17 protein-coding genes are annotated in these 25817 nt (G+C 36.7%); 9 read left to right on the top strand and 8 right to left on the bottom strand.

Annotated features, from left to right (window positions below; genetic code table 11):
- Window positions 1-338: 338 nt before the first annotated feature.
- From ACZ2G0_RS10280 to ACZ2G0_RS10270, 3 genes are read left to right on the top strand one after another with little or no spacing between them, the layout of a single operon-like run.
- Window positions 339-8831 carry a T9SS type B sorting domain-containing protein gene (locus ACZ2G0_RS10280; RefSeq protein WP_470307563.1) on the top strand — a complete coding sequence of 2831 codons (8493 nt, stop codon included), beginning with the start codon at window positions 339-341 and terminating at the stop codon, window positions 8829-8831.
- A 59-nt stretch (window positions 8832-8890) separates the two neighbouring features.
- On the top strand, window positions 8891-9802 hold the full coding sequence (locus tag ACZ2G0_RS10275) for a PorP/SprF family type IX secretion system membrane protein (RefSeq protein ID WP_470307562.1): 912 nt from the start codon (window positions 8891-8893) through the stop codon (window positions 9800-9802).
- Window positions 9803-9813: 11 nt separating this feature from the next.
- Window positions 9814-11754, top strand: a complete 1941-nt coding sequence (locus ACZ2G0_RS10270; RefSeq protein ID WP_470307561.1) for an OmpA family protein — start codon at window positions 9814-9816, stop codon at window positions 11752-11754.
- A 97-nt stretch (window positions 11755-11851) separates the two neighbouring features.
- Here the strand turns inward: ACZ2G0_RS10270 and ACZ2G0_RS10265 are convergent, their stop codons facing one another.
- The 7 genes from ACZ2G0_RS10265 to pyrR all read right to left on the bottom strand — a co-directional run bounded on the left by ACZ2G0_RS10265 (window position 11852) and on the right by pyrR (window position 17337).
- Window positions 11852-12355, bottom strand: coding sequence for a CAP domain-containing protein (locus ACZ2G0_RS10265; RefSeq protein ID WP_470307560.1), 504 nt, complete (start codon window positions 12353-12355; stop codon window positions 11852-11854).
- 538 nt (window positions 12356-12893) lie between these two features.
- Window positions 12894-13397 carry a CAP domain-containing protein gene (locus tag ACZ2G0_RS10260; RefSeq protein ID WP_470307559.1) on the bottom strand — a complete coding sequence of 168 codons (504 nt, stop codon included), beginning with the start codon at window positions 13395-13397 and terminating at the stop codon, window positions 12894-12896.
- A 161-nt stretch (window positions 13398-13558) separates the two neighbouring features.
- The gene (gene pdxH / locus ACZ2G0_RS10255; protein ID WP_470307558.1) at window positions 13559-14203 is read right to left on the bottom strand and encodes a pyridoxamine 5'-phosphate oxidase; all 645 of its coding nucleotides are present in this window, start codon (window positions 14201-14203) and stop codon (window positions 13559-13561) included.
- 32 nt (window positions 14204-14235) lie between these two features.
- Window positions 14236-15150 (bottom strand): ribonuclease Z, encoded by a 915-nt coding sequence (locus tag ACZ2G0_RS10250; protein WP_470307557.1) that lies wholly within the window; start codon window positions 15148-15150, stop codon window positions 14236-14238.
- Between the two features lie 288 nt (window positions 15151-15438).
- The gene (locus tag ACZ2G0_RS10245; RefSeq protein WP_470307556.1) at window positions 15439-15771 is read right to left on the bottom strand and encodes a ribonuclease Z; all 333 of its coding nucleotides are present in this window, start codon (window positions 15769-15771) and stop codon (window positions 15439-15441) included.
- Between the two features lie 51 nt (window positions 15772-15822).
- Complete coding sequence (locus ACZ2G0_RS10240; protein WP_470307555.1) at window positions 15823-16749, bottom strand: aspartate carbamoyltransferase catalytic subunit; 927 nt, start codon at window positions 16747-16749, stop codon at window positions 15823-15825.
- A 48-nt stretch (window positions 16750-16797) separates the two neighbouring features.
- Entirely contained in the window at window positions 16798-17337 is a 540-nt protein-coding gene (pyrR, locus tag ACZ2G0_RS10235) for a bifunctional pyr operon transcriptional regulator/uracil phosphoribosyltransferase PyrR (RefSeq protein ID WP_470307554.1), read from the bottom strand.
- A gap of 174 nt (window positions 17338-17511) precedes the next feature.
- Here pyrR and ACZ2G0_RS10230 point away from each other — a divergent pair, with 174 nt between their 5' ends.
- Window positions 17512-17685: a hypothetical protein gene (locus ACZ2G0_RS10230; RefSeq protein ID WP_470307553.1), complete on the top strand. Its 174-nt coding sequence runs from the start codon at window positions 17512-17514 to the stop codon at window positions 17683-17685.
- A gap of 58 nt (window positions 17686-17743) precedes the next feature.
- Here ACZ2G0_RS10230 and ACZ2G0_RS10225 read toward each other — a convergent pair whose 3' ends face one another.
- Window positions 17744-19363, bottom strand: coding sequence for an ABC-F family ATP-binding cassette domain-containing protein (locus ACZ2G0_RS10225; protein ID WP_470307552.1), 1620 nt, complete (start codon window positions 19361-19363; stop codon window positions 17744-17746).
- A gap of 270 nt (window positions 19364-19633) precedes the next feature.
- Here ACZ2G0_RS10225 and ACZ2G0_RS10220 point away from each other — a divergent pair, with 270 nt between their 5' ends.
- The 5 genes from ACZ2G0_RS10220 to argC all read left to right on the top strand — a co-directional run bounded on the left by ACZ2G0_RS10220 (window position 19634) and on the right by argC (window position 25779).
- On the top strand, window positions 19634-21103 hold the full coding sequence (locus ACZ2G0_RS10220; RefSeq protein WP_470307551.1) for an MFS transporter: 1470 nt from the start codon (window positions 19634-19636) through the stop codon (window positions 21101-21103).
- 108 nt (window positions 21104-21211) lie between these two features.
- Entirely contained in the window at window positions 21212-22399 is a 1188-nt protein-coding gene (locus tag ACZ2G0_RS10215) for a hypothetical protein (protein WP_470307550.1), read from the top strand.
- A gap of 424 nt (window positions 22400-22823) precedes the next feature.
- Complete coding sequence (locus ACZ2G0_RS10210) at window positions 22824-23441, top strand: GNAT family N-acetyltransferase (protein ID WP_470307549.1); 618 nt, start codon at window positions 22824-22826, stop codon at window positions 23439-23441.
- 54 nt (window positions 23442-23495) lie between these two features.
- Window positions 23496-24689, top strand: a complete 1194-nt coding sequence (locus ACZ2G0_RS10205; protein ID WP_470307548.1) for an argininosuccinate synthase — start codon at window positions 23496-23498, stop codon at window positions 24687-24689.
- A gap of 112 nt (window positions 24690-24801) precedes the next feature.
- Window positions 24802-25779 (top strand): N-acetyl-gamma-glutamyl-phosphate reductase, encoded by a 978-nt coding sequence (gene argC, locus ACZ2G0_RS10200; RefSeq protein WP_470307547.1) that lies wholly within the window; start codon window positions 24802-24804, stop codon window positions 25777-25779.
- Window positions 25780-25817 lie beyond the last annotated feature (38 nt).

Here is a 25817-nt window from a genome sequence, read left to right as displayed (position 1 = left end):
ATATCCAATCAGGTAGTATGCATCTACTCTTTACACCTTAAAAGTTCAACAACTTTTACCATAAATAGTACAAAAAATACAAAATTTTAACATTTTATCGACTATTTAGGTTAGTTAAAGATAAATTGAATGTTTAATTCTTTAATATGGTAAATTTATATATCACAATTTTTTATAGAACAATAAAAAGTCATTCAAGCCCCGTAGAATGACAAACAAAAACAATTATTGTTTAACGTATGACAATCATACGTTTGATAAATTATATTTCAATTACATATCGCGAACTAATCCACTTTTGATTAAAGAGCAACAATCATAATTAAATATTTAGTTGTATGAAAGCAAAACTAACAACACTAAACCATTTTTTTCTACTTTTAATAACGTCATTAATTGTACAAACAAATAGTTTTTCACAAAACACATTTGACGGTAAATATTGTCCTGGTCCAGGAGAAATCGGCGATGAATATGCTACTGGAATATTTTTCAGCCAAATAGTATCAGCTTCACCCTCCTCTACTTGCCAAGTGGGAACAATTCATGCTAAAGTAGATACGCAAAATCAAGTACTTCGATTAGGTATGAATATAGGTAACGGTGGAGCCGCACTTTTCAGACTTTATCTAGATACGGATAATAATCCTTTAACTGGTTTAACTTCGGATGATTTTGGGGGCCCACTTACCGTTGCTGGTGCTGAATACATAATTGAAGTAAACTCGAATACATCAACGTTTAAGTTATACTCAGGTAGTGGCAGTATTAAAACTGCGCTAGCTGTCAATAATGGACTTGCTGCACAAAACGGAAGCTCCACTGGATGTACTAGCAGTGGTGGTTCATTTTTAGAATTTAATATTCCATTTGGAAGTATTGGATATAATCTTTGCCTGCTTAATAATCCAGGGGTTTTAACTGTAACTAAATTAGCATCTGTAAGCGGTAATTCAGCAAACTCTAGCAGATGTATCGATACTCCATTAACTTTTGGAATTCCACTAAAAGGTTCGGTAACTTCTGATAAAACTGTTTGTTCAGGAACTAATAGTACAACTTTAACAGCCAATGGACTTACTGTTGGTTCTACCATTATTAAATGGCAATCCGCTATTAGTCCTTATTCAACTTGGACAGATATAGCAAACACAACAAATACATACACAGCAACAAACTTAAATGTAACAACTAAATTTAGAGCAGTTTTTTCAATTTCAGGTCTATGTAGTGGTAATAACATAAATACGACTGAAGCAACAATCACTGTATCACAAGCACCAACATTGACATTTACTCAAACTAATATTGCTTGCAAGGGCGCTTCAACTGGATCAATAAACATTACACCAACAGGCGGACTTGCTCCATACACTTATGCTTGGACCGGCACTGGTGTTTCTACCACATCTCAAAATCAAGTAACTTTAAAAGCGGGTACTTTCTCTGTTACTGTAACAGATTCGAAAGGATGTACGGTTTCTCAGTCGTTCACTCTTACTGAACCAGCTAACGCACTATCTGCCACAATTAGTTCTCAGACGAATATAAATTGCTTTGGCGGTAATACCGGAACTGCAACTGTTGCTGCGCAAGACGGAACTTCTCCGTACACCTATTCTTGGAACACTAGTCCAATTCAAACAACCGCTACTGCATCTGGTTTAACTGCAGGATCGTATACTGTAACTATAACTGACAATAAAGGCTGTACAACAACCACCGTAGCAACCATAACACAACCGACTCCTATTGCAGTGTCTACGATTTCTCAATCTACAATTGCCTGTAATGGTGGAAATGCTACAGTTACCATAGCTGCTTCTGGTGGAACGGGTGCTTTAGCCTATACTTTTGATGGGGTGACGAATGCGACAGGGATATTCACGCATGCTGCTGGGACCAACTTGGCTTACAGCGTGACGGATGCCAATAACTGTACGCCGATGACCGGTACGTTTACTATCGTTCAACCGACTCCTATTGCAGTGTCTACGATTTCTCAATCTACAATTGCCTGTAATGGTGGAAATGCTACGGTAACCATAGCTGCTTCTGGTGGAACGGGTACTTTAGCCTATACTTTTGATGGGGTGACGAATGCGACAGGGATATTCACGCATGCTGCTGGGACCAACTTGGCTTACAGCGTGACGGATGCCAATAACTGTACGCCGATAACCGGTACCTTTACTATCGTTCAACCGACTCCTATTGCAGTGTCTACGATTTCTCAATCTACAATTGCCTGTAATGGTGGAAATGCTACGGTAACCATAGCTGCTTCTGGTGGAACGGGTGCTTTAGCCTATACTTTTGATGGGGTAACGAATGCGACAGGGATATTCACACATGCTGCTGGGACCAACTTGGCCTACAGCGTGACGGATGCCAATAACTGTACGCCGATGACCGGTACGTTTACTATCGTTCAACCCACTGCTATTGCAGTGTCTACGATTTCTCAATCTACAATTGCCTGTAATGGTGGAAATGCTACTGTAACCATAGCTGCTTCTGGTGGAACGGGTGCTTTAGCCTATACTTTTGATGGGGTGACGAATGCGACAGGGATATTCACGCATGCTGCTGGGACCAACTTGGCCTACAGCGTGACGGATGCCAATAACTGTACGCCGATAACCGGTACCTTTACTATCGTTCAACCCACTCCTATTGCAGTGTCTACGATTTCTCAATCTACAATTGCCTGTAATGGTGGAAATGCTACGGTAACCATAGCTGCCTCTGGTGGAACGGGTGCTTTAGCCTATACTTTTGATGGGGTAACGAATGCGACAGGGATATTCACGCATGCTGCTGGGACCAACTTGGCTTACAGCGTGACGGATGCCAATAACTGTACGCCGATGACCGGTACGTTTACTATCGTTCAACCGACTCCTATTGCAGTGTCTACGATTTCTCAATCTACAATTGCCTGTAATGGTGGAAATGCTACGGTAACCATAGCTGCTTCTGGTGGAACGGGTGCTTTAGCCTATACTTTTGATGGGGTGACGAATGCGACAGGGATATTCACGCATGCTGCTGGGACCAACTTGGCTTACAGCGTGACGGATGCCAATAACTGTACGCCGATGACCGGTACGTTTACTATCGTTCAACCGACTCCTATTGCAGTGTCTACGATTTCTCAATCTACAATTGCCTGTAATGGTGGAAATGCTACAGTAACCATAGCTGCTTCTGGTGGAACGGGTGCTTTAGCCTATACTTTTGATGGGGTGACGAATGCGACAGGGATATTCACGCATGCTGCTGGGACCAACTTGGCCTACAGCGTGACGGATGCCAATAACTGTACGCCGATGACCGGTACGTTTACTATCGTTCAACCGACTCCTATTGCAGTGTCTACGATTTCTCAATCTACAATTGCCTGTAATGGTGGAAATGCTACGGTAACCATAGCTGCTTCTGGTGGAACGGGTGCTTTAGCCTATACTTTTGATGGGGTGACGAATGCGACAGGGATATTCACGCATGCTGCTGGGACCAACTTGGCTTACAGCGTGACGGATGCCAATAACTGTACGCCGATGACCGGTACGTTTACTATCGTTCAACCGACTCCTATTGCAGTGTCTACGATTTCTCAATCTACAATTGCCTGTAATGGTGGAAATGCTACAGTAACCATAGCTGCTTCTGGTGGAACGGGTGCTTTAGCCTATACTTTTGATGGGGTGACGAATGCGACAGGGATATTCACGCATGCTGCTGGGACCAACTTGGCCTACAGCGTGACGGATGCCAATAACTGTACGCCGATGACCGGTACGTTTACTATCGTTCAACCGACTCCTATTGCAGTGTCTACGATTTCTCAATCTACAATTGCCTGTAATGGTGGAAATGCTACAGTTACTATTTCTGCTTCTGGTGGAACGGGTGCTTTAGCCTATACTTTTGATGGGGTAACGAATGCGACAGGGATATTCACGCATGCTGCTGGGACCGACTTGGCTTACAGCGTGACGGATGCCAATAACTGTACGCCGATAACCGGTACGTTTACTATCGTTCAACCGACTGCTATTGCAGTGTCTACGATTTCTCAATCTACAATTGCCTGTAATGGTGGAAATGCTACAGTAACCATAGCTGCCTCTGGTGGAACGGGTGCTTTAGCCTATACTTTTGATGGGGTAACGAATGCGACAGGGATATTCACGCATGCTGCTGGGACCAACTTGGCCTACAGCGTGACGGATGCCAATAACTGTACGCCGATAACCGGTACCTTTACTATCGTTCAACCGACTCCTATTGCAGTGTCTACGATTTCTCAATCTACCATTGCCTGTAATGGTGGAAATGCTACGGTAACCATAGCTGCTTCTGGTGGAACGGGTGCTTTAGCCTATACTTTTGATGGAGTAACGAATGCGACAGGGATATTCACGCATGCTGCTGGGACCAACTTGGCTTACAGCGTGACGGATGCCAATAACTGTACGCCGATGACCGGTACGTTTACTATCGTTCAACCGACTCCTATTGCAGTGTCTACGATTTCTCAATCTACAATTGCCTGTAATGGTGGAAATGCTACGGTAACCATAGCTGCCTCTGGTGGAACGGGTGCTTTAGCCTATACTTTTGATGGGGTGACGAATGCGACAGGGATATTCACGCATGCTGCTGGGACCAACTTGGCTTACAGCGTAACGGATGCCAATAACTGTACGCCGATAACCGGTACCTTTACTATCGTTCAACCGACTCCTATTGCAGTGTCTACGATTTCTCAATCTACCATTGCCTGTAATGGTGGAAATGCTACGGTAACCATAGCTGCTTCTGGTGGAACGGGTGCTTTAGCCTATACTTTTGATGGAGTAACGAATGCGACAGGGATATTCACTCATGCTGCTGGGACCAACTTGGCTTACAGCGTGACGGATGCCAATAACTGTACGCCGATGACCGGTACGTTTACTATCGTTCAACCGACTCCTATTGCAGTGTCTACGATTTCTCAATCTACAATTGCCTGTAATGGTGGAAATGCTACGGTAACCATAGCTGCTTCTGGTGGAACGGGTGCTTTAGCCTATACTTTTGATGGGGTGACGAATGCGACAGGGATATTCACGCATGCTGCTGGGACCAACTTGGCTTACAGCGTGACGGATGCCAATAACTGTACGCCGATAACCGGTACCTTTACTATCGTTCAACCGACTCCTATTGCAGTGTCTACGATTTCTCAATCTACCATTGCCTGTAATGGTGGAAATGCTACAGTTACCATAGCTGCTTCTGGTGGAACGGGTGCTTTAGCCTATACTTTTGATGGGGTAACGAATGCGACAGGGATATTCACGCATGCTGCTGGGACCAACTTGGCCTACAGCGTGACGGATGCCAATAACTGTACGCCGATAACCGGTACCTTTACTATCGTTCAACCCACTCCTATTGCAGTGTCTACGATTTCTCAATCTACAATTGCCTGTAATGGTGGAAATGCTACGGTAACCATAGCTGCTTCTGGTGGAACGGGTGCTTTAGCCTATACTTTTGATGGAGTAACGAATGCGACAGGGATATTCACGCATGCTGCTGGGACCAACTTGGCTTACAGCGTGACGGATGCCAATAACTGTACGCCGATGACCGGTACGTTTACTATCGTTCAACCGACTCCTATTGCAGTGTCTACGATTTCTCAATCTACAATTGCCTGTAATGGTGGAAATGCTACGGTAACCATAGCTGCCTCTGGTGGAACGGGTGCTTTAGCCTATACTTTTGATGGGGTGACGAATGCGACAGGGATATTCACGCATGCTGCTGGGACCAACTTGGCTTACAGCGTAACGGATGCCAATAACTGTACGCCGATAACCGGTACCTTTACTATCGTTCAACCGACTCCTATTGCAGTGTCTACGATTTCTCAATCTACCATTGCCTGTAATGGTGGAAATGCTACGGTAACCATAGCTGCCTCTGGTGGAACGGGTGCTTTAGCCTATACTTTTGATGGAGTAACGAATGCGACAGGGATATTCACTCATGCTGCTGGGACCAACTTGGCTTACAGCGTGACGGATGCCAATAACTGTACGCCGATGACCGGTACGTTTACTATCGTTCAACCGACTCCTATTGCAGTGTCTACGATTTCTCAATCTACAATTGCCTGTAATGGTGGAAATGCTACGGTAACCATAGCTGCTTCTGGTGGAACGGGTGCTTTAGCCTATACTTTTGATGGGGTGACGAATGCGACAGGGATATTCACGCATGCTGCTGGGACCAACTTGGCTTACAGCGTGACGGATGCCAATAACTGTACGCCGATAACCGGTACCTTTACTATCGTTCAACCGACTCCTATTGCAGTGTCTACGATTTCTCAATCTACCATTGCCTGTAATGGTGGAAATGCTACAGTTACCATAGCTGCTTCTGGTGGAACGGGTGCTTTAGCCTATACTTTTGATGGGGTAACGAATGCGACAGGGATATTCACGCATGCTGCTGGGACCAACTTGGCCTACAGCGTGACGGATGCCAATAACTGTACGCCGATAACCGGTACCTTTACTATCGTTCAACCCACTCCTATTGCAGTGTCTACGATTTCTCAATCTACAATTGCCTGTAATGGTGGAAATGCTACGGTAACCATAGCTGCTTCTGGTGGAACGGGTGCTTTAGCCTATACTTTTGATGGAGTAACGAATGCGACAGGGATATTCACGCATGCTGCTGGGACCAACTTGGCTTACAGCGTGACGGATGCCAATAACTGTACGCCGATGACCGGTACGTTTACTATCGTTCAACCGACTCCTATTGCAGTGTCTACGATTTCTCAATCTACAATTGCCTGTAATGGTGGAAATGCTACGGTAACCATAGCTGCCTCTGGTGGAACGGGTGCTTTAGCCTATACTTTTGATGGGGTGACGAATGCGACAGGGATATTCACGCATGCTGCTGGGACCAACTTGGCTTACAGCGTAACGGATGCCAATAACTGTACGCCGATAACCGGTACCTTTACTATCGTTCAACCGACTCCTATTGCAGTGTCTACGATTTCTCAATCTACCATTGCCTGTAATGGTGGAAATGCTACGGTAACCATAGCTGCCTCTGGTGGAACGGGTGCTTTAGCCTATACTTTTGATGGAGTAACGAATGCGACAGGGATATTCACGCATGCTGCTGGGACCAACTTGGCTTACAGCGTGACGGATGCCAATAACTGTACGCCGATGACCGGTACGTTTACTATCGTTCAACCGACTCCTATTGCAGTGTCTACGATTTCTCAATCTACAATTGCCTGTAATGGTGGAAATGCTACTGTAACCATAGCTGCTTCTGGTGGAACGGGTGCTTTAGCCTATACTTTTGATGGGGTGACGAATGCGACAGGGATATTCACGCATGCTGCTGGGACCAACTTGGCTTACAGCGTGACGGATGCCAATAACTGTAAGCCGATGACCGGTACGTTTACTATCGTGCAACCGACTCCTATTGCAGCTAGTATTAATACATTTTCTAATGTTTCTTGTTTTGCAGGTAACAATGGACAAGCAACTGCTACTGCAAGTGGAGGAACTGGAAGTTATACTTACAGTTGGAATACAAACCCTATCCAAACTACAGCTGTAGCGACAAATTTAGCAGCAGGAACCTATATTGTTAAAATTACTGATGCAAGCGGATGCAGTGATACAAAATCAATTATTATTATTGATGGAGATAAAACGCCGCCTATTATTAATCCGCTACCAGCAGAAACTACAATAAATTGTCCTGCCATTCCTAGCTTCACTCAGGCAACAGCAACTGATAATATAGATCAATCAGTAATCTTAACATTTGTGGATCAAAGAATAAACGGTACTTGTGCAGGTAACTATTCTATCATTAGAACATGGACTGCAAAAGATAATTGCGGTAATATGGCAACAGCAACACAAAAAATTAATGTTCAGGACGTAGCTGCACCAATACCTACAACTAATTTCCCTGCGGTAATTAACGTTACTTGCGATGTAGTTCCAAGCGCACCAATTCTAGTATTTATTGATCAATGTTCTGATATAAAACCTATAGTTGTCTATACCGAACGTACTATAACTAATTCAGCAAATTCTTATTCAATCATTCGAACATGGAATGTTAAAGATAATTGTGGAAATGCAGCAGATTATATACAGACTGTAAATGTTACCATAAACACCAATACAATAACTATCACTGTACCTGATTTTATCAATAGCATTAATTCGATTCCAGTTGATCTAACAATATACCTACCTCAAGATGCTCCGAAAAACGGAACTTGGCAAGATATATCTAATACGGGTGCCCTTAGCGGAAGTTTTTTAGATCCTAATAACTTAGCTTCAGGTGATTATAGTTTTGAATATAACGCAACAACTGATACTTGCCCTATAAAGTACATAATTAATTTAAAGATTGACCAAAGTTTTGTTTTGGGTTGTGGGTCTATTTTTGTTCATAATGCTTTTTCTCCTGACGGAGACGGTATCAATGACCGATTTAAAATAGATAATATTGAAGATGTAATCTGTTATCCTGAAAATACAGTAGAAATATACAATCGTTGGGGCGTATTAGTTTACGAAACAAAAGGATACGATAATGTGACCAAAGTATTTAGAGGCTATTCAGAAGGAAGAGTTACCGTCGATAGGTCAGCCGGTTTACCAACAGGAACTTATTTCTATGTTTTAAATTACAAATCAGTTGGTTTGCAAAATGAAATCATAACGAATAGCAAACAAGGATACTTATACCTTACTAGATAAACAAACACAAACTAATACTAGAGGTAATGCTTATGCCTCTAGATTAAAAACCAAATCAAATGAAAAAACAACTATTATTATTCAGTTTGATGTTTACAGCCATGGTAAGCTTTGCGCAACAAGATGCACAATTTACCCAATACATGTACAACACTATAAATATAAATCCTGCTTATGCTGGCTCAAGAGGGGCTATGAGTATTTTCTCTCTTCATCGTACACAATGGGTAGGTTTAGATGGTGCCCCAACAACAAATGCAATTTCGATAAATACTCCATTTAACGAAAGTAGATTGGGACTTGGGATATCAATAATAAGTGATAAAATTGGCCCTACAAAGGAAAACACAATCTCAACAGACTTATCTTACACTATACCAACATCTGATAATGTTAAACTTTCTTTTGGTATCAAAGCTACTGCCAATATCTTTGATTTAGATGTGTCACAGCTTTCCCCTGAATTTGGAGGTGATCCTAAATTACGTGGATTTACCAACAAGTTTACACCTAATATCGGAGCGGGAATTTACTTGCATTCCGATAAAGCATACCTAGGAATATCAATACCCAATTTCATAGAGACTAATCGATATGATGATAATGAAGTTGCTTTATTTAAGGAAAAGATCAATTATTATTTAATTGCAGGATATGTGATGGAACTGTCTTCTACAGTAAAATTCAAACCAGCTATATTGACAAAACTTGTTCAAGGAGCACCATTACAACTAGATATGTCAGGGAATTTTATGTTTAATGATAAATTAACCTTTGGACTTGCTTACCGATTAAGTGCTGCTGCTAGTGCAATGGTAGGTTTCCAGGTTTCTGAATCGATGTACCTGGGCTATGGCTATGACTTAGAAACAACTAAATTGAATAATTATAATTCAGGCTCCCATGAGTTTTTTATAAGGTATGAAATTTTCAAAACTAATAATAAAGTTAATGCTCCTCGTTTCTTCTAAAAAATTGTATCATGAAAAAAAATATACTCCTCTATCTTGTACTGGTAAATGTTTTTACTATTAACATCTATTCTCAAAAAACAACCTTATCAGCTGCTGATAAAAAATACGAAAACTTTGCTTACATAGATGCCATTACTATCTATGAAAAAATAGCGGAAAAAGGATATAAATCTGCTCCAATGTTTGAAAAACTTGGAAACGCCTACTACTTCAACGGACAACTAGATAAGGCTGTTTATTGGTATAAAGAACTCTTTGAAATTCCTGATGCAAAGATTCTTCCTACCTATTACTATAGATATGCACAATCGTTGAGATCGGTTGGTGAGAATGATAAAGCAGACCAAATTCTAGCTCAGTTTGATAAAATTACAGACAACGATAGTCGAGCTAAATTATTTGTGAGTAACACAAACTATTTAGATGCTATAAAAGCTAATTCAGGTCGATATAAGATAGAGAAAACTGCAATAAATTCTAAATATTCTGATTACGGCTCTGCTATTTATAACAACAAAATTATTTTTACATCTGCAAGGGATACCGGCAGTATAGGACAACGTAAACACTCTTGGACCAATCAACATTTTACCAACTTATATAGTGCAGACCTAGACAATGAGATGACCCCAAGTAACCCCATAAAATATGATAGAAATATCAATTCTAAGTTCAATGAATCTAGTCCTGTTTTTACTAAAGACGGGAAAACCGTTTACTTCTCAAGAAACAACTACTTGGATGGTAAAAGAGGAAAAAACAGTAAAGGTGTCACTTTAATAAAATTATACAAAGCTACATTGGAGGGAGATAATTGGTCCAATATAAATGAATTACCGTTTGATAGTGATAATTACAACACTGCCCACCCTGCACTAAGTCCTGATGAAAAAACTTTGTATTTTGCATCTGATATGCCAGGTACAATTGGCCTTTCAGATATTTTTAAAGTAGAAATTAAAGATGATGGTTCGTTTGGGACTCCTTTAAATTTGGGACCAACAATTAATACAGAAGGAAGAGAAACCTTTCCATTTATAAGTGCCGATAATGACTTATATTTTGCATCTGATGGACATCCTGGCCTAGGAGGTCTAGATATTTTTATGTCAAAAATAAATAATGATTCTTCACTTAACGAAGTCCAAAATATAGGAAGTGATATCAATTCTCCAAAAGATGATTTTGCTTACTTAATCGATGCTAAATCTAAAAAGGGATTTTTTAGTTCAAATAAAGATGGAGGAGAAGGATACGATGACATTTATAAATTTATAGAAACTAAACCTCTTAAATGTGAGCAAATTATACAAGGTAAAATTACTGATGTAGATTCTGCCAATTTAATCATACAATCGAAAGTTACATTGTTTGACCGTAATATGACCATTGTTTCAAATACCGTTTCGGATAAAAATGGGGATTATTTATTTACAGTAAACTGTGGATTACTTTATACGGTAAGAGCAGAAAAACAAGACTATAAATCCAATGAAAAGCAAATAACAATTCCAAATAGTAATGGTAAAACTTTATTAGATATAGCACTAGAAAAAGACCAATGTAAGGTAACTATTGGCGATGATCTAGGAAAATGTTTTGGTATAAAGATGATTTACTTTGATTTCGATAAATGGAATATCCGAGAAGAAGCGGCAGTTGATTTAGAAAAAATATTAAACGTGTTAAACCAGTATCCTAAAATGACTTTAGATATTAGATCACATACTGATAGCAGAGGAACTGCTTCATACAACGAAGATCTATCGGAAAAAAGAGCGAAGTCAACAGTTGAATGGTTAATCAAAAATGGTGTTTCGTCTGAAAGATTGATTGGCAAAGGTTATGGAGAAAGTAAACTAGTCAATAAATGTTCTGATGGGGTTAATTGTAGCGAAGAAGAACATCAACAAAATAGACGAAGTGAGTTTATTATAACATCCCTATAAAAAAAGAGAGATTCTAAATTAGAATCTCTCTTTTTTTATTAAACACAAACTATAAGATTTTGGGAAAATTTAATTTGTGATAACTTATTATTTTAAATTAAATCCTTACAAAAATATTTGTGTAATATTTTTTTCCAGTTGTAGCATTTTCTCTTATGGCTATTCCAAAGTGAGTAAAGTTACCTTCAATGTTTTCTTTATGACTTGCGCTCTTTAACCAAGCGTTTACAGCTCCTTCTGGTGTATTATAATTATATGCTATGTTTTCACCAACGTTCTTTGCTCCTACTACTTTCACAATATCTTCTGATCTACTTACAAAACCATCGTGGCTCACTACATTTTTATCAATCATGTAATGATCGTGCTCTTCTGACTTTACCGAAACATAATTGATAGGCTGTAGCGGTGTTAACCCCATACTAACTCTATAATCATTAATCAACTTCATAGCAGACAATTCTGAAGCTGAATACTCAAACTTAACAGTTGCTTGTGCCTTTGCTGTTACAGAATTATCTTCTGAAGAATCTGATGAACAAGAATTCATGCTAAATAAAATTCCAGTTAAAAAAAGGATAGAAAGTAATTTTGTTTTCATAAAGTAGTAGTTTAAGTTTAAAGTAGATTGTGGGGCAAACTTCTTTAATATTTTTGAATGCTTGTTTTTTATTACATGTCAAACATACTACAAACAACAGCTGAAAAGCAAATAAAATCGATGAAATACATCATTTTTATTATTTACATATAATTTACTTACATTAATTACAATCTTTGGTACAAACAAAAGTAAACTGAAGTACTAAAATTGAAGTAAATTTAAAGTATACTAAAAGTAAAATTAAAAGCTATACAAGAGTCTCTAATTTAAAAGACCTTGAGGAACTACAACGTAGATAACTATTTAAGTAAATTTGTACCTTAAAACTACTACTACATAGTTAACTCCCTATTAAAAAAGAAATAGTACGAACGTTAAATCTTGATCATTCACGCATATAAATTCTTTTAGCGGTGCCAGCTGTTTTTAAATTTGGCACAAAAAAAAAGAGATTCAAAAGTAGAATCTCTTTTATAAACTAAAAACAAAAGCTGTAAGATTTGGGGAATTATAGCATCTGTTTTTAATGGGTAATCTATATCTTAACAAATATGTTTGTGTAATATTTTTTGCCAGTACTTGCATTTTCTCTGATTGCAATTCCAAAATGAGTAAAATTGCCTTCTATATTTTCTTTATGACTTGCACTATTTAACCAAGCGTTTACCGCTGCTTCAGGAGTATTGTAGTTATACGCTATATTTTCACCTACATTTTTAGCACCTACTACCTTTACAATATCTTCTGATCTTGAAACAAACCCGTCATGGCTTACTACATTTTTAGTAATCATGTATTGATCATGCTCTTCTGATTTCAAAGATACATAGCTCACTTGCTCGAGAGCATTTAAACCCTTACTCACTCTGTAATCATTGATCAACTTCATGGTTGATAACTCAGCAGCTGAGTATTCAAATTTAACGGCAGCTTGTGCTTTAGCAGTAGTTGTGGATTCTTCTGACGAATCTGAAGAACAAGAATTCATTGTGAATATTACTAACAATAATATTTGCACTCGGAGTAAAATTGTTCTCATAAGATAGTAGTTTAAGTTTAAAGTAGATTGTGGGGCAAACTTCTTTAGATTATAAATCGTTGTTTTTTATTTCTTTTCAAATGTATCAAAATATACAGATAAAAAGCAAATAAAATCGATAAACTACATCTTTTTACTTAAAAGAAAATATTTTTCTTACATTAAGGCGCTAATCTTTCTGTTTTCCAATTTATCTCATTTTGGGTTGTAAACCGAATTCTGTCGTGTAACCTATTCGCTCTACCCTGCCAAAATTCTATTTCTACAGGCTTGACTATATATCCACCCCAATGATCAGGTCTTGGTATAAGTAATCCGTCATACTCCCTCTCTAGCCTATGCAACTTATCTTCTAAAAAATCACGAGATGGCACAACCTCACTTTGATTTGAAACAACGGCACCCAACTGACTCCCAACAGGACGTGATTTAAAATAAGTATCCGAATCAGTTGCAGTAACTTTTTCAGCTATCCCCTTTATGATTACTTGACGTTCCATTGAATGCCAAAAAAAAGAAATACATACGTTTGGATTATTTTCAATTGCTTTTCCTTTATCAGAACTATAATTGGTATAGAAGACAAAGCCTTCCTTAGTGTATTTCTTTAGCAATACTACTCGAGATCGAGGAAAGCCATCTTGTCCGATAGTAGAGACCGTCATTGCATTTACTTCTTCCGTTCCTCCACATTGTTCTACTTCTTGGAACCATTGTTTAAAGAGCTGTATCGGATCAGCAGGAATTGCGCTCTCTAGCAATTCACTTTTGTCATATGATTTTCTATAATTACTTAAATCTTCCATATTCCTATTTTTTATTAGTACTATTTTCTATTTTACTGGTCAACAAAATCAAAAGTTTTTGCATCATCTGCTAGGAGAACATTTGGAAAAACAGTCTCCGCCTCTTCTTTAAAAAGTGTAATATTCTCATATCTTGTTGAATAATGTCCTAAAATTAACTGACTCACTTTTGCTTTAAGCGCTATAGTTGCTGCCTCAATAGCTGTTGAATGTTTGGTCTTTTTTGCCAAAAGCGTTTCTGATTCTAAAAAGGTCGCTTCATGATAAAGCACATCACACTGACTAATAAGTGGTATAATTTCTTCGCTGTAGGCAGTATCAGAGCAAAAAGCGTAGCTCTTAGGTGCAATAGGATCAAAAGTTAGTTGGCTATTTTGGATTATTCTACCGTCATCAAGTGTTATATCTTTTCCGTTTTTGATATTTTGGAAGTAGCACGACTCAATTTCAAAATCGGTAACTGCAGATATATTTAATTTACGTTTGTCGATTTTTTCGCGAAACAAAAATCCATTTGTATAAATTCGATGCTTTAACGGAATTGTACTCACACTAACCTTATCATCCTCATAAATTAGTTCACTACTTTTGCTTGACAATTCGGTAAAATGTAACGTGTAGTTGAGCCATGAATCAGTTATTCGTAGTTGTAGTGTAATTATTTCTTTTATTCCAACTGGACCATAAATATGTAAGTCTGTAGTACGTCCTAATAAAGTAAAAGTCGAAATTAATCCAATAAGTCCGAAAAAATGATCTCCGTGTAAATGAGAAATAAAGACATGGTTAATCTTAGAGAATTTTATTTTATTTTTCCTTAATTGCACCTGAGTGCCTTCGCCACAGTCAATTAAAAACAATCTGTTTTTGATTTCTAAAACCTGTGAAGTAGGATTTGTAAATGTGCGAGGAGTGGCTGCATAACAGCCAAGTATAGTTATCTTCAATTGATTTTTTTAGTTAATTATTATAACAAAAACAGAATTCGGATTCTACAATACGTGGTAATGAGAATTACCTTTTCACTAACTACACTTCCTTTTTAAATGTTTTAATTTGTAAAATCATAGCGATGATGACCAATATTTTTGAGGTGATTCCCATAAAATGACTCATATCATTTACTAATCAATTATATTTCCAATCAACAAAAGTGAAGAAGCTAGAACTACAGCCCAACAAAAAATAGTCTTTTTTCTAGTGCTAGTGTAAAAATTCATGTCAGGCCTACTTTTCTAAAATCCTAGATCTCGTTCGATCTCTTCCATTTCAATAATATCATGTGCCTCGAGCAACGACGGCACAACTGTTAATTGCTCCGGTACTGCGTTAAAATCCAAGTTTAAAACGACTACTACAAAAGATTTCTTTGCCTTTTTATGTTGTTTGGACAAAAGGGAGAATTGTTTGATATCTGCAATAGTCAAATTATCGTATTTTGATAAATCAATAATAATGTTTAGCGATTCATACGTCTTATATTGGTTCGTTAACTTGATCAAAAATGAACTAAAGTCACCTTGAGTATCTTTTATTATTACCGAATGTCCTTTCTCACTCACTTTCATACTTGAATACTATACTATTTAAATAATTTCGATTTAGTCTATTGACTTTGTTTATTGAATTTTTGATGCTAATAAGTAAATTACAGCCATCCTGATCGCAACACCATTTTCAACCTGATTCAATATTACTGATTGGTTAGAGTCTGCCACTTCCGATGTTATTTCGACTCCTCTATTTATGGGACCAGGGTGCATGATTACTATTTCTTTATTTAAGGAATCTAATAATGTCTTATCTAGACCGTATTGCTGCGCATATTCTCTAGTCGAAGGAAAATAGTTTACATCCATCCGTTCGTTTTGAACACGAAGCATGTTAGCCACATCACACCATTCTAAAGCTTTTCGCAAATTAGGCTCCACTTGTACCCCTAATGATTCAATGTATTTAGGAAGTAACGTTTTAGGTCCACAAACTTTAACCTCGGCACCCTGCATTTGCAAAGCGTAAATATTTGACAAAGCAACGCGAGAATGTAAAATATCTCCAACAATTACGACCTTCTTTCCTCCTACCTCACCCAATTTTTCTCGAATAGAGTAACTGTCTAATAAAGCTTGCGTTGGGTGTTCGTGAGCACCGTCGCCCGCATTTATAATACTTGCTTTTACATTTTTAGACAAAAAATAAGCCGCTCCAGGATTTGCATGACGCATTACTACCATGTCAACTTTCATAGAAAGTATATTATTCACGGTATCTATGAGTGTTTCTCCTTTTTTTACTGATGACTGTGCTGCTGAAAAGCTAATGACATCAGCCGAAAGTCTTTTTTGAGCAAGCTCAAAGGATAACTTAGTTCGCGTACTATTTTCAAAAAAAATGTTTGCGATAGTAATATCTCGTAATGACGGGACTTTTTTAATAGGTCTATTTATAACCTCTTTAAAATGGTCAGCAGTTTCAAAAATTAAGTCGATATCATTCTTGTTGATGTATTTGATACCTAATAAATGATCCACGCTTAATTCTTTCATTTTATCTTAAGATTATTATTTTTAAAACTGTTTTGATAAAGATTAAAGTTAATTAGTAATCAAGTATACTTTATCTTCACCTTCATTTTCTATCCAACTTACCTTAACTTTCTCACCATTAATAGCATCTACCTGTCGGCCTCTATAATCAGGCTGAATTGGTAAATTACGACTAAACCTTCTGTCTATTAATACCAGTAATTCAATCTCTGAAGGTCGTCCGAAGGATTGTATCGCCGTTAAAGCGGAACGAATACTTCTTCCCGTAAATAATACATCATCTATAAAAATGACTTTCTTATCTTCAACTATAAAGTTAATTTTGGTTTTATTAGCCTCTAAAGGTTTATCCGTTCTTCGAAAATCATCTCTAAAAAAAGTAATATCTAGGTATCCTAATTTAATCTCGGGAGTGTCGTACTCCGTCTCTAAAATAGTTTTAAGCCTTTCAGCGAGAAAAGTACCTCGCGGCTGAATTCCCACTAAAATAGTATCGGAGAAATCCAAATGCTTTTCGATCAATTGGCATGCTAAACGATGTAAAATAACATTTACTTCTTTTGAATTAAGCAATACTCTTTCGGTCATGATAATGAATTGTGTTGGTTTGACAAATATACGAATTCCAAATTATCATTTATCATTTTATTTTATACTAACCATCTTATAATATCACAATTGTTTAACGAAATTCTGTAATAAATAATCAAGACATCAAAAGTAATTTTACATCAAGCGTTATTAACATTAAAACTAGCTATCATGAAAAATCAAATTACAAGAATTTTAATGCTGTTTGTAGTATTAATTTCATTTACCAGTTGTGAACTTATTGGAGGAATTTTTAAAGCAGGAATGGGCGTTGGTATATTTATAGTAGTTGCTGTGCTAGCGATTATTTTATTTATTGCCAGCAAACTTTTTGGAAAAAAATAATAAAAAAAACTCCTAAAGATTACTTTAGGAGTTTTTCACATTTTAAACTAAATTACTATTATTTAGCATACATCTTAACACGTAGCTCTTGTATCTTTTCATCATCAAGATATTCATCAAAAGTCATGTAGCTATCAATAACTCCTTTTGGTGTTAACTCTACTACTCTATTTCCAACGGTTTGAGCAAATTCATGATCATGTGTTGTAAAAATAACTGATCCTTTAAAATTCTTTAAAGAGTTATTAAAAGCCGTAATCGACTCCAAGTCCAAGTGATTGGTTGGTTCATCGATCATCAATACATTTCCTCTCTCCATCATCATTCGCGAAAGCATACAACGTACTTTTTCTCCTCCTGACAATACACGACATGTTTTTAAGGCTTCCTCTCCTGAGAAAATCATTTTACCAAGAAAACTACGAATGTTCACCTCGTCGCGTTCCTCTTCTGTCTTTACCCATTGGCGTAACCAGTCTACTAATGATAAATCACTTTCGAAAAAAGAATGATTTTCAACAGGCAAATACGCCTGATTGGTAGTAACTCCCCACTCAAAACTTCCAGCATCTGCAGTTTGGTTACCATTTAAAATCTCATAAAAAGCAGTGGTTGCTCTAGAGTCTTTTGAGAAAAGAACAATCTTATCTCCTTTGGCCATATTTAAATCAACACCTTTAAATAAAACCTCTCCTTCAATAGAAGCGCTAAGTCCTTGCACATTCAAAATTTGATCTCCTGCTTCGCGCTCCTGGTCAAAAATAATTGCTGGATAACGACGACTTGATGGTTTGATCTCTGAAATATTTAATTTTGAGATCATTTTTTTACGTGAAGTAGCTTGTTTAGACTTCGCCACATTCGCAGAGAAACGACGAATAAATTCCTCTAATTCCTGCTTTTTCTCTTCTGCCTTTTTGTTTTGTTGTGCACGTTGTTTAGCTGCTAATTGACTAGACTCATACCAAAAAGTGTAATTTCCTGAGTAGTGATTTATTTTACTAAAATCGATATCAGATATATGTGTACAAACAGAATCTAAAAAGTGACGGTCATGCGAAACAACAATTACCGTATTTTCATAGTTTGCTAAAAAGTTTTCTAACCAGGCAATAGTTTCAAAATCCAAGTCATTGGTCGGCTCATCCATGATCAGTAAATCTGGGTTTCCAAATAAAGCTTGCGCCAAAAGGACACGAACTTTTATTTTTCCTTCTAGATCTGCCATTAAGGTGTAATGGTGTTCCTCAGTAATTCCAAGATTGGATAGCATTGAAGCAGCATCTGAGTCAGCATTCCAACCATTCATCTCTTCAAATTGCACTTGCAATTCCCCTATTCTATCTGCGTTTTTGTCATTGTAATCAAGATAAAGTTCGTCCATCTCCTTTTTAACTGAGTACAATACTTTATTACCCATTATAACGGTTTCTAACACCGTATGCTCATCAAACATATTGTGGTTTTGGTTTAAAACCGACATACGTTTACCAGGCTCTAAATGAATGTGACCTGAAGTAGGATCCATTTCACCCGAAATAATTTTGAGGAAAGTAGATTTTCCAGCACCATTAGCACCAATAACTCCATAAATATTACCGTGTGTAAAGGTTGTATTTACTTCGTCAAACAAAATTCTTTTGCCAAACTGAACTGATAAATTATTAACTGTTAACATGAATATCTTTTAAAAAATTTGTGCAAAAGTACAAAAAAAATACGGATTAACAGAAACACAAAATCATCCAAACGATACATTTCTACAAAAAAATAAATGATAATTCTTTTGAAATTCATCTACTAAAACAAGTGAAACAGAACAATAAATGAACATTTAATAATTTTAACTGCTTTTTTTAAAATATATTTTTTTTTAATTCGCTTTAAATATACATTTACCGTTGAACTATTACTAAACCGAGATTTCAAACTAAAAAATTTAAAAAGCATGGAAACAGAAAATGTGCAAACTAAATGGGGTCAATTCATCTCCTTAATCATTGTATTCTTCTTTTGGGGATTCGTGGGATCCGCCAATGATATTCTTATACCCGTATTTAAAAAAGTATTTACACTTTCACAAGTACAATCCCAATTAGTAGCTTGGGCATTTTATGTTGCTTACTTCGTAGGATCAATCATCTTCTTCTTGATTTCGCTAAAGGTCGATGTTTTACAAAAATTTGGATATAAAAAAACACTGTCTGCTGGATTAGTGTTGTCAGCTATTGGTTCGTTTTTATTTGTTCCCGCAGCATCAATGGAAAGTTTTCCTTTTTTCTTAACCGCACTTTTTACTGTAGGTCTAGGTTTTTCTATCCAACAAATTGTTGCCAATCCCCTTGCTATTAAAATGGGAAGTCCTGCAACAGGTGCACACCGTTTGACACTAGCTGGTGGTATCAATTCCTTTGGAACAACAATTGGAGCCATACTACTTGGAATTGCTTTATTTGGAATGGGAAATGATAAAAAAACAACTCTTTCGCTTGAAGACATAAAATTACCTTTTATCATATTGGGTATTGCATTTATTGTTGTTGCCGTTTTTATGAATTTTTCTAAAATCGAAAACCCTGCAAAAATCGAAAAATCTGTAGTAACAGATGGTAGTGATAAATTCAGAATTTTAGATTACCCTCAGTTATACCTTGGTATGTTGGCAATTTTTATTTATGTAGGAACTGAAGTTACGATAATTAGTAATCTACCCGCTTTATTAAAAACAGCCGAATTTGGAAGTATATTAGAAGATGCGATTTCACCTTTTATAGCCTTGTATTGGGGAAGTTTAATGATTGGTCGTTGGAACGGTGGAGTAAATGTTTTTAATACAACTACTTTAGTCAATACCGCTTTAAAATTTATTGTTCCTGCTTTAGCCTTTGGAGTTATTATTGGAGCAAATGTTTTTGCTGGTCATGAGGTTTCTTCATTTTATATTTACCCAATTTGGATTTTATTGTTTATTGGAGTGAGTTTCATAGGTGGTAAAAATGCAGGTAAAACATTAATGCTTTTTGGTATATCCGGACTAGTAATGATGGTAGCTGGACTTGTGTGTACTGATACTGAAATAGCTAAATTCTTCTTTATATCAGGAGGTTTATTTTTATCAATCATGTGGCCTTCTATTTTCGATTTAGCTATCGCTGGTTTAGGAAAAAACACTGGAAAAGCCTCTTCATTCTTAATCATGATGATACTTGGTGGTGGTGTGATTCCGTTACTACAAGGTAAAATTTGCGATTATGATTTAACTCATGCTGACGGTATTTTAGGGATTACTTGGACGCATTTCTCTTATGTTGTGCCACTTTTAGGATTTGCATATTTAGGATTTTACGGTTTTTATTGTCCTAAAATATTAAGAAAACAAGGAGTTCTAGAAGTAGAATCAGAAGGCGGCGGACACTAGTTCGATCCAATAAAAAAATCAAACCATCAAAATTATTTGATGGTTTTTTTATGGCATCAATTTTGAATTCCTCATATATATAAAATACATTTGTTTAAATCTTAGGCTATGAAAAAATCTTTACTCTTATTCGTTGTTGTCTTATTCATCCACTCTTGTGGTATCAAAAACACTCAAAATTTAGTAAACGAAGGCGACTATGATGCTGCAATTAGCCGCGCTGTAGATGGCCTACGTTCTAATAAAAATGCGAAAGGCAAACAAGATTATGTATACCTTTTGGAAGAGGCTTTCGCCAAAGCAAAAGAAAGAGATACCAACTCCATTCGTTTTTGGGAGCAAGAAGCGAATCCTCAAAACTTAGAGAAAATTTACACAACTTACGTTGCATTGGCAAATCGTCAAGATCAAATCGCACCTTTGCTTCCACTACAATTATTGAAGGAAAACAAAAATGCTAAATTCATATTTAGCAATTACAATTCTGAAATTATTACCTCTAAACAAAAACTTTCAATTTATTTGTATGAAAACAGCAAAGCCTTACTCTTAAATAACAGTAAAAGTAATGCGCGTAGAGCTTATGATGATTTAGACTATCTCAACCGTATTAACCCTAATTACAAAGATACGGCTAAGCTAATGATTGAGGCACAAAACAAAGGAACTGACTACGTCAAAGTAGTACTTCAAAATGATACCAACCAACTTATACCATTGCAATTACAACGAGAATTAATGGATTTCAATACTTATGGTTTAGACCAAAAGTGGATGGTTTTTGATAGCAATATTCAAAAAGGCGTACTTTATGACTACAGTTTAGTTCTTAATTTTAAACAAATTGATATTTCGCCAGAGCAAATAAAGGAAAAAGAATTTGTAAAAGAAAAACAAATAAAAGACGGTTTGAAAGCACTTGTTGATAGCCGAGGAAAAACGGTTAAGGATAGTCTTGGTAAACCAGTAATGGTTGATAACCTAAAAACGATTCAAATCAGAATCTATGAATTTCACCAATTCAAAGCGTGTCATATTGCTGCTGACGTTAATTTTATTGACCTAAAAAGCAATCAATTACTCAACAGTTTCCCTTTAGCAACTGAATCTGTTTTTGAAAACACCTATGCTACATATAAAGGAGACCGTAGAGCAACCGAAAGTGAGTACTACGCTACTTTTGAACGTAGAGCGTTACCTTTCCCTAATAATGAGCAAATGGTATACAACACTGCCGCAGACTTAAAAGGAAAATTTAAAGCAATTATAAGTCGAAATACTTTTACTAGGAATTAGTAGAATTCCATAAACGATTTACAGAAAAAAAATAACACTGCATTAAAATTTTGTTAGAATTTTAAATTTCAACGCAGTGTAAAGTTATTATGTGTACTTTTGCACTATGAATAAAAAGAGTTTACATACAACCTCTACCTCACGGACAAATAAAATCGCTACCTCTCCCGTAGTGCGGATGCTGTAATTACAGTACCCAAGATCTATTTTATTTTATTCATTTTACCCTTTACTATTTTGAAATTACATTCGTTCGTCATTGGACTAGTGCATACTAGCGACATTGAAACTACCACAACTAAATTAACCACAATTAGCTGTAAGTCAACTACTTGTTTTCTTATTCTCTATTGTATTGAAATAAAAGATCTTTTTTTCAAAACAAATTCATCCTATTTTTTAATCAACAAATTCATCTTTTAAAATGAATATTTCTATTGTTATAGCTCAGGAAGAACATTTTAAGTACGCACAAGAAATTTGCGATACTATAGAACTATCTGCCTTATTAAGAGGAACTGGAATTGCAAAAAGAACTCCAGAATACATCCAAAAAAAGATGGCAACCAAGGATGCTGTTATTGCTTTAGACAACGGTAAATTAGCCGGTTTTTGTTATATCGAAAGTTGGCAAGACAGTAACTATGTCGCTCATTCTGGGTTGATTGTACATCCTGATTATAGAAATCTAGGACTTGCCAAAAAAATTAAAGCAAAGGTTTTTGATTATTCTTTAAAAAAGTATCCTAATGCTAAGGTTTTCGGGATCACAACAGGTTTAGCGGTGATGAAAATTAACTCAGAGCTAGGATACAAACCCGTTCCATTCTCTGAACTTACAACTGATCCTAGTTTTTGGAAAGGATGCCAAACCTGTACTAATTACGAAATTTTAAAAAGCAAAGACAATAAAATGTGTTTGTGTACAGGAATGCTTTTTGACCCAAAAGAAAAAACAAAGCATCCGCCGAAACATCCGTTTAATGTCCGGATATGGAATCGTTTGAAAAAAATTAAACAAGCCCTTTTCTTAGAAGATTAATTTACAATATTAATGTTTTTGGCTTAAAGCCAAAGACTCCTAAAAGCATAAAAGATGAAAAAAGTTGTATTAGCATATAGTGGAGGTTTAGACACCTCATACTGCCTTAAATATTTAAAGAACGAACAAGGATACGAGGTTCATACGGTATTAATCAATACAGGAGGATTCGATGACGAAGAGTTAGCTGCTATTGAAGATAGAGCCTACGATTTAGGAAGTGCAAAACACGCTAACCTAACCATAGTAGACAAATACTATGATAAAGCCATTAAATATTTAATTTATGGTAATGTTCTTAAAAACAACACCTACCCTTTATCTGTCAGTGCTGAGCGTGTGTTTCAGGCCATCGAAGCAATAAAATATGCAAAATCAGTGGGTGCAACTGCCATTGCGCACGGAAGTACAGGCGCTGGAAATGACCAAATTCGTTTTGACTTAATTTTTCAAACCATTGCTCCCGAAATTGAAATCATCACTCCTATACGTGACCTAAAATTGTCAAGACAAGAAGAGGTGGATTATTTATCTAAAAATGGCGTGCATTATTCATGGGAAAAAGCACAATATTCAATCAATAAAGGACTTTGGGGAACCAGTGTTGGTGGGAAAGAAACACTAACTTCCAGTCAACCATTGCCTAGCGCAGCCTATCCATCACAATTAATTAAGGACGGAGAAGAAAAAGTTACCCTAGAATTCAAACAAGGAGAATTAGTTGCTGTAAATGGTAAAAAAGACAAACCTTCTAATAACATCGTTGCTTTAGAAAAGTTGGCTAACGCCTATGCCATTGGTCGAGATACGCACGTGGGTGATACCATTATTGGAATTAAAGGAAGAGTTGGTTTTGAGGCTGCTGCACCACTAATTATTATCAAAGCACACCATTTATTAGAGAAACATACTTTAGGAAAATGGCAGCAATACTGGAAAGAACAATTAGGAAATTGGTACGGAATGCTATTTCACGAAGGACAATTTTTAGATCCAGTAATGCGTAATATCGAGGCTTTCCTTGAAGACACTCAAAAAACGGTAAACGGAGTCGTCACTGTTTCGTTGAAACCCTATCATTTTTCGTTAGACGGAATCGAATCAGAAAATGATTTAATGAATACTGGTTTTGGTCAATACGGAGAAATGAACAATGCTTGGACTTCTGACGATGCCAAAGGATTCATTAAGATTCTAGGTAATGCTCAAAACATATTTTCATCAGTAAACAACGAAACGTACGATTAATTTAGTCTAAAAGTCAGCCGTCATAAAGTCGAAAGAACTGCAAGTACAACGCATTTAAATTTATGACTTTGGACTTGAGACTTGAGACTTTAGACTTTTTAAATAAACAATTATGATTAATATTGGAATAATAGGAGGTTCAGGATATACGGCAGGGGAATTAATCAGAATATTGATGTTTCACCCGCATGCAAATCTTGATTTTGTGTACAGCACTACAAATGCTGGAAAACCGCTGTCAGTTGCGCATCACGATCTAATGGGCGATATCGAAATGAATTTCACCGATACTATAAACCCGAATGTAAACGTGGTTTTCTTGTGTCTAGGTCATGGTAAATCAATATCCTTTTTAAAAGAAAATCAGTTTGCCAGCCATACTAAAATTATCGATCTAGGAAATGATTTCCGTTTGCTAAAAGATAAAGAATTCGAAGGAAAATCCTTTGTTTATGGTTTGCCTGAGCTCAATAAAACTAGTATTAAAAATGCAAATTATATAGCAAATCCAGGTTGTTTTGCAACAGCAATTCAATTGGCATTATTGCCTTTAGCAGTGCACAATTTGCTTTCCAGCGACGTACACATTAATGCAACCACTGGAAGTACTGGTGCGGGAGTTAGCCCTTCAGAAACAACCCATTTCAGCTGGAGATCAAACAATATGTCACATTATAAAGCTTTTGATCATCAACATTTAGGTGAGATTAATCAAAGTATAAATCAGTTGCAAGCGTCATATGATAAAGAACTAATCTTTGTTCCGAATAGAGGTGATTTTGCAAGAGGAATTTTTGCTACCTTATACACCACCGTTGAAGCTGATTGCGAAAAGGTTGTATCACTATATGAAGCGTTTTACAAAGACCAACCTTTTGTTACGGTTACAACAACAAACATCAATATGAAACAGGTAGTACAAACGAATAAATGTATTATCAGCATCATGAAAAAAGGAAATCGAGTATTAATCACTTCGATTATAGATAATTTAGTAAAAGGTGCTTCAGGACAAGCCATTCAAAACATGAACTTACTATTTGGCCTTGATGAAACAACTGGATTGCATTTAAAGCCATCAGGATTCTAAAAATTTGTTTCAAGTCTAAGGTTACTAAAATAACTTGA

The organism is Flavobacterium sp. KKT103 (assembly GCF_055640565.1).
The sequence above is the reverse complement of the archived record's forward strand: the minus strand, read 5'-3'. Positions and strand labels throughout refer to the sequence as shown.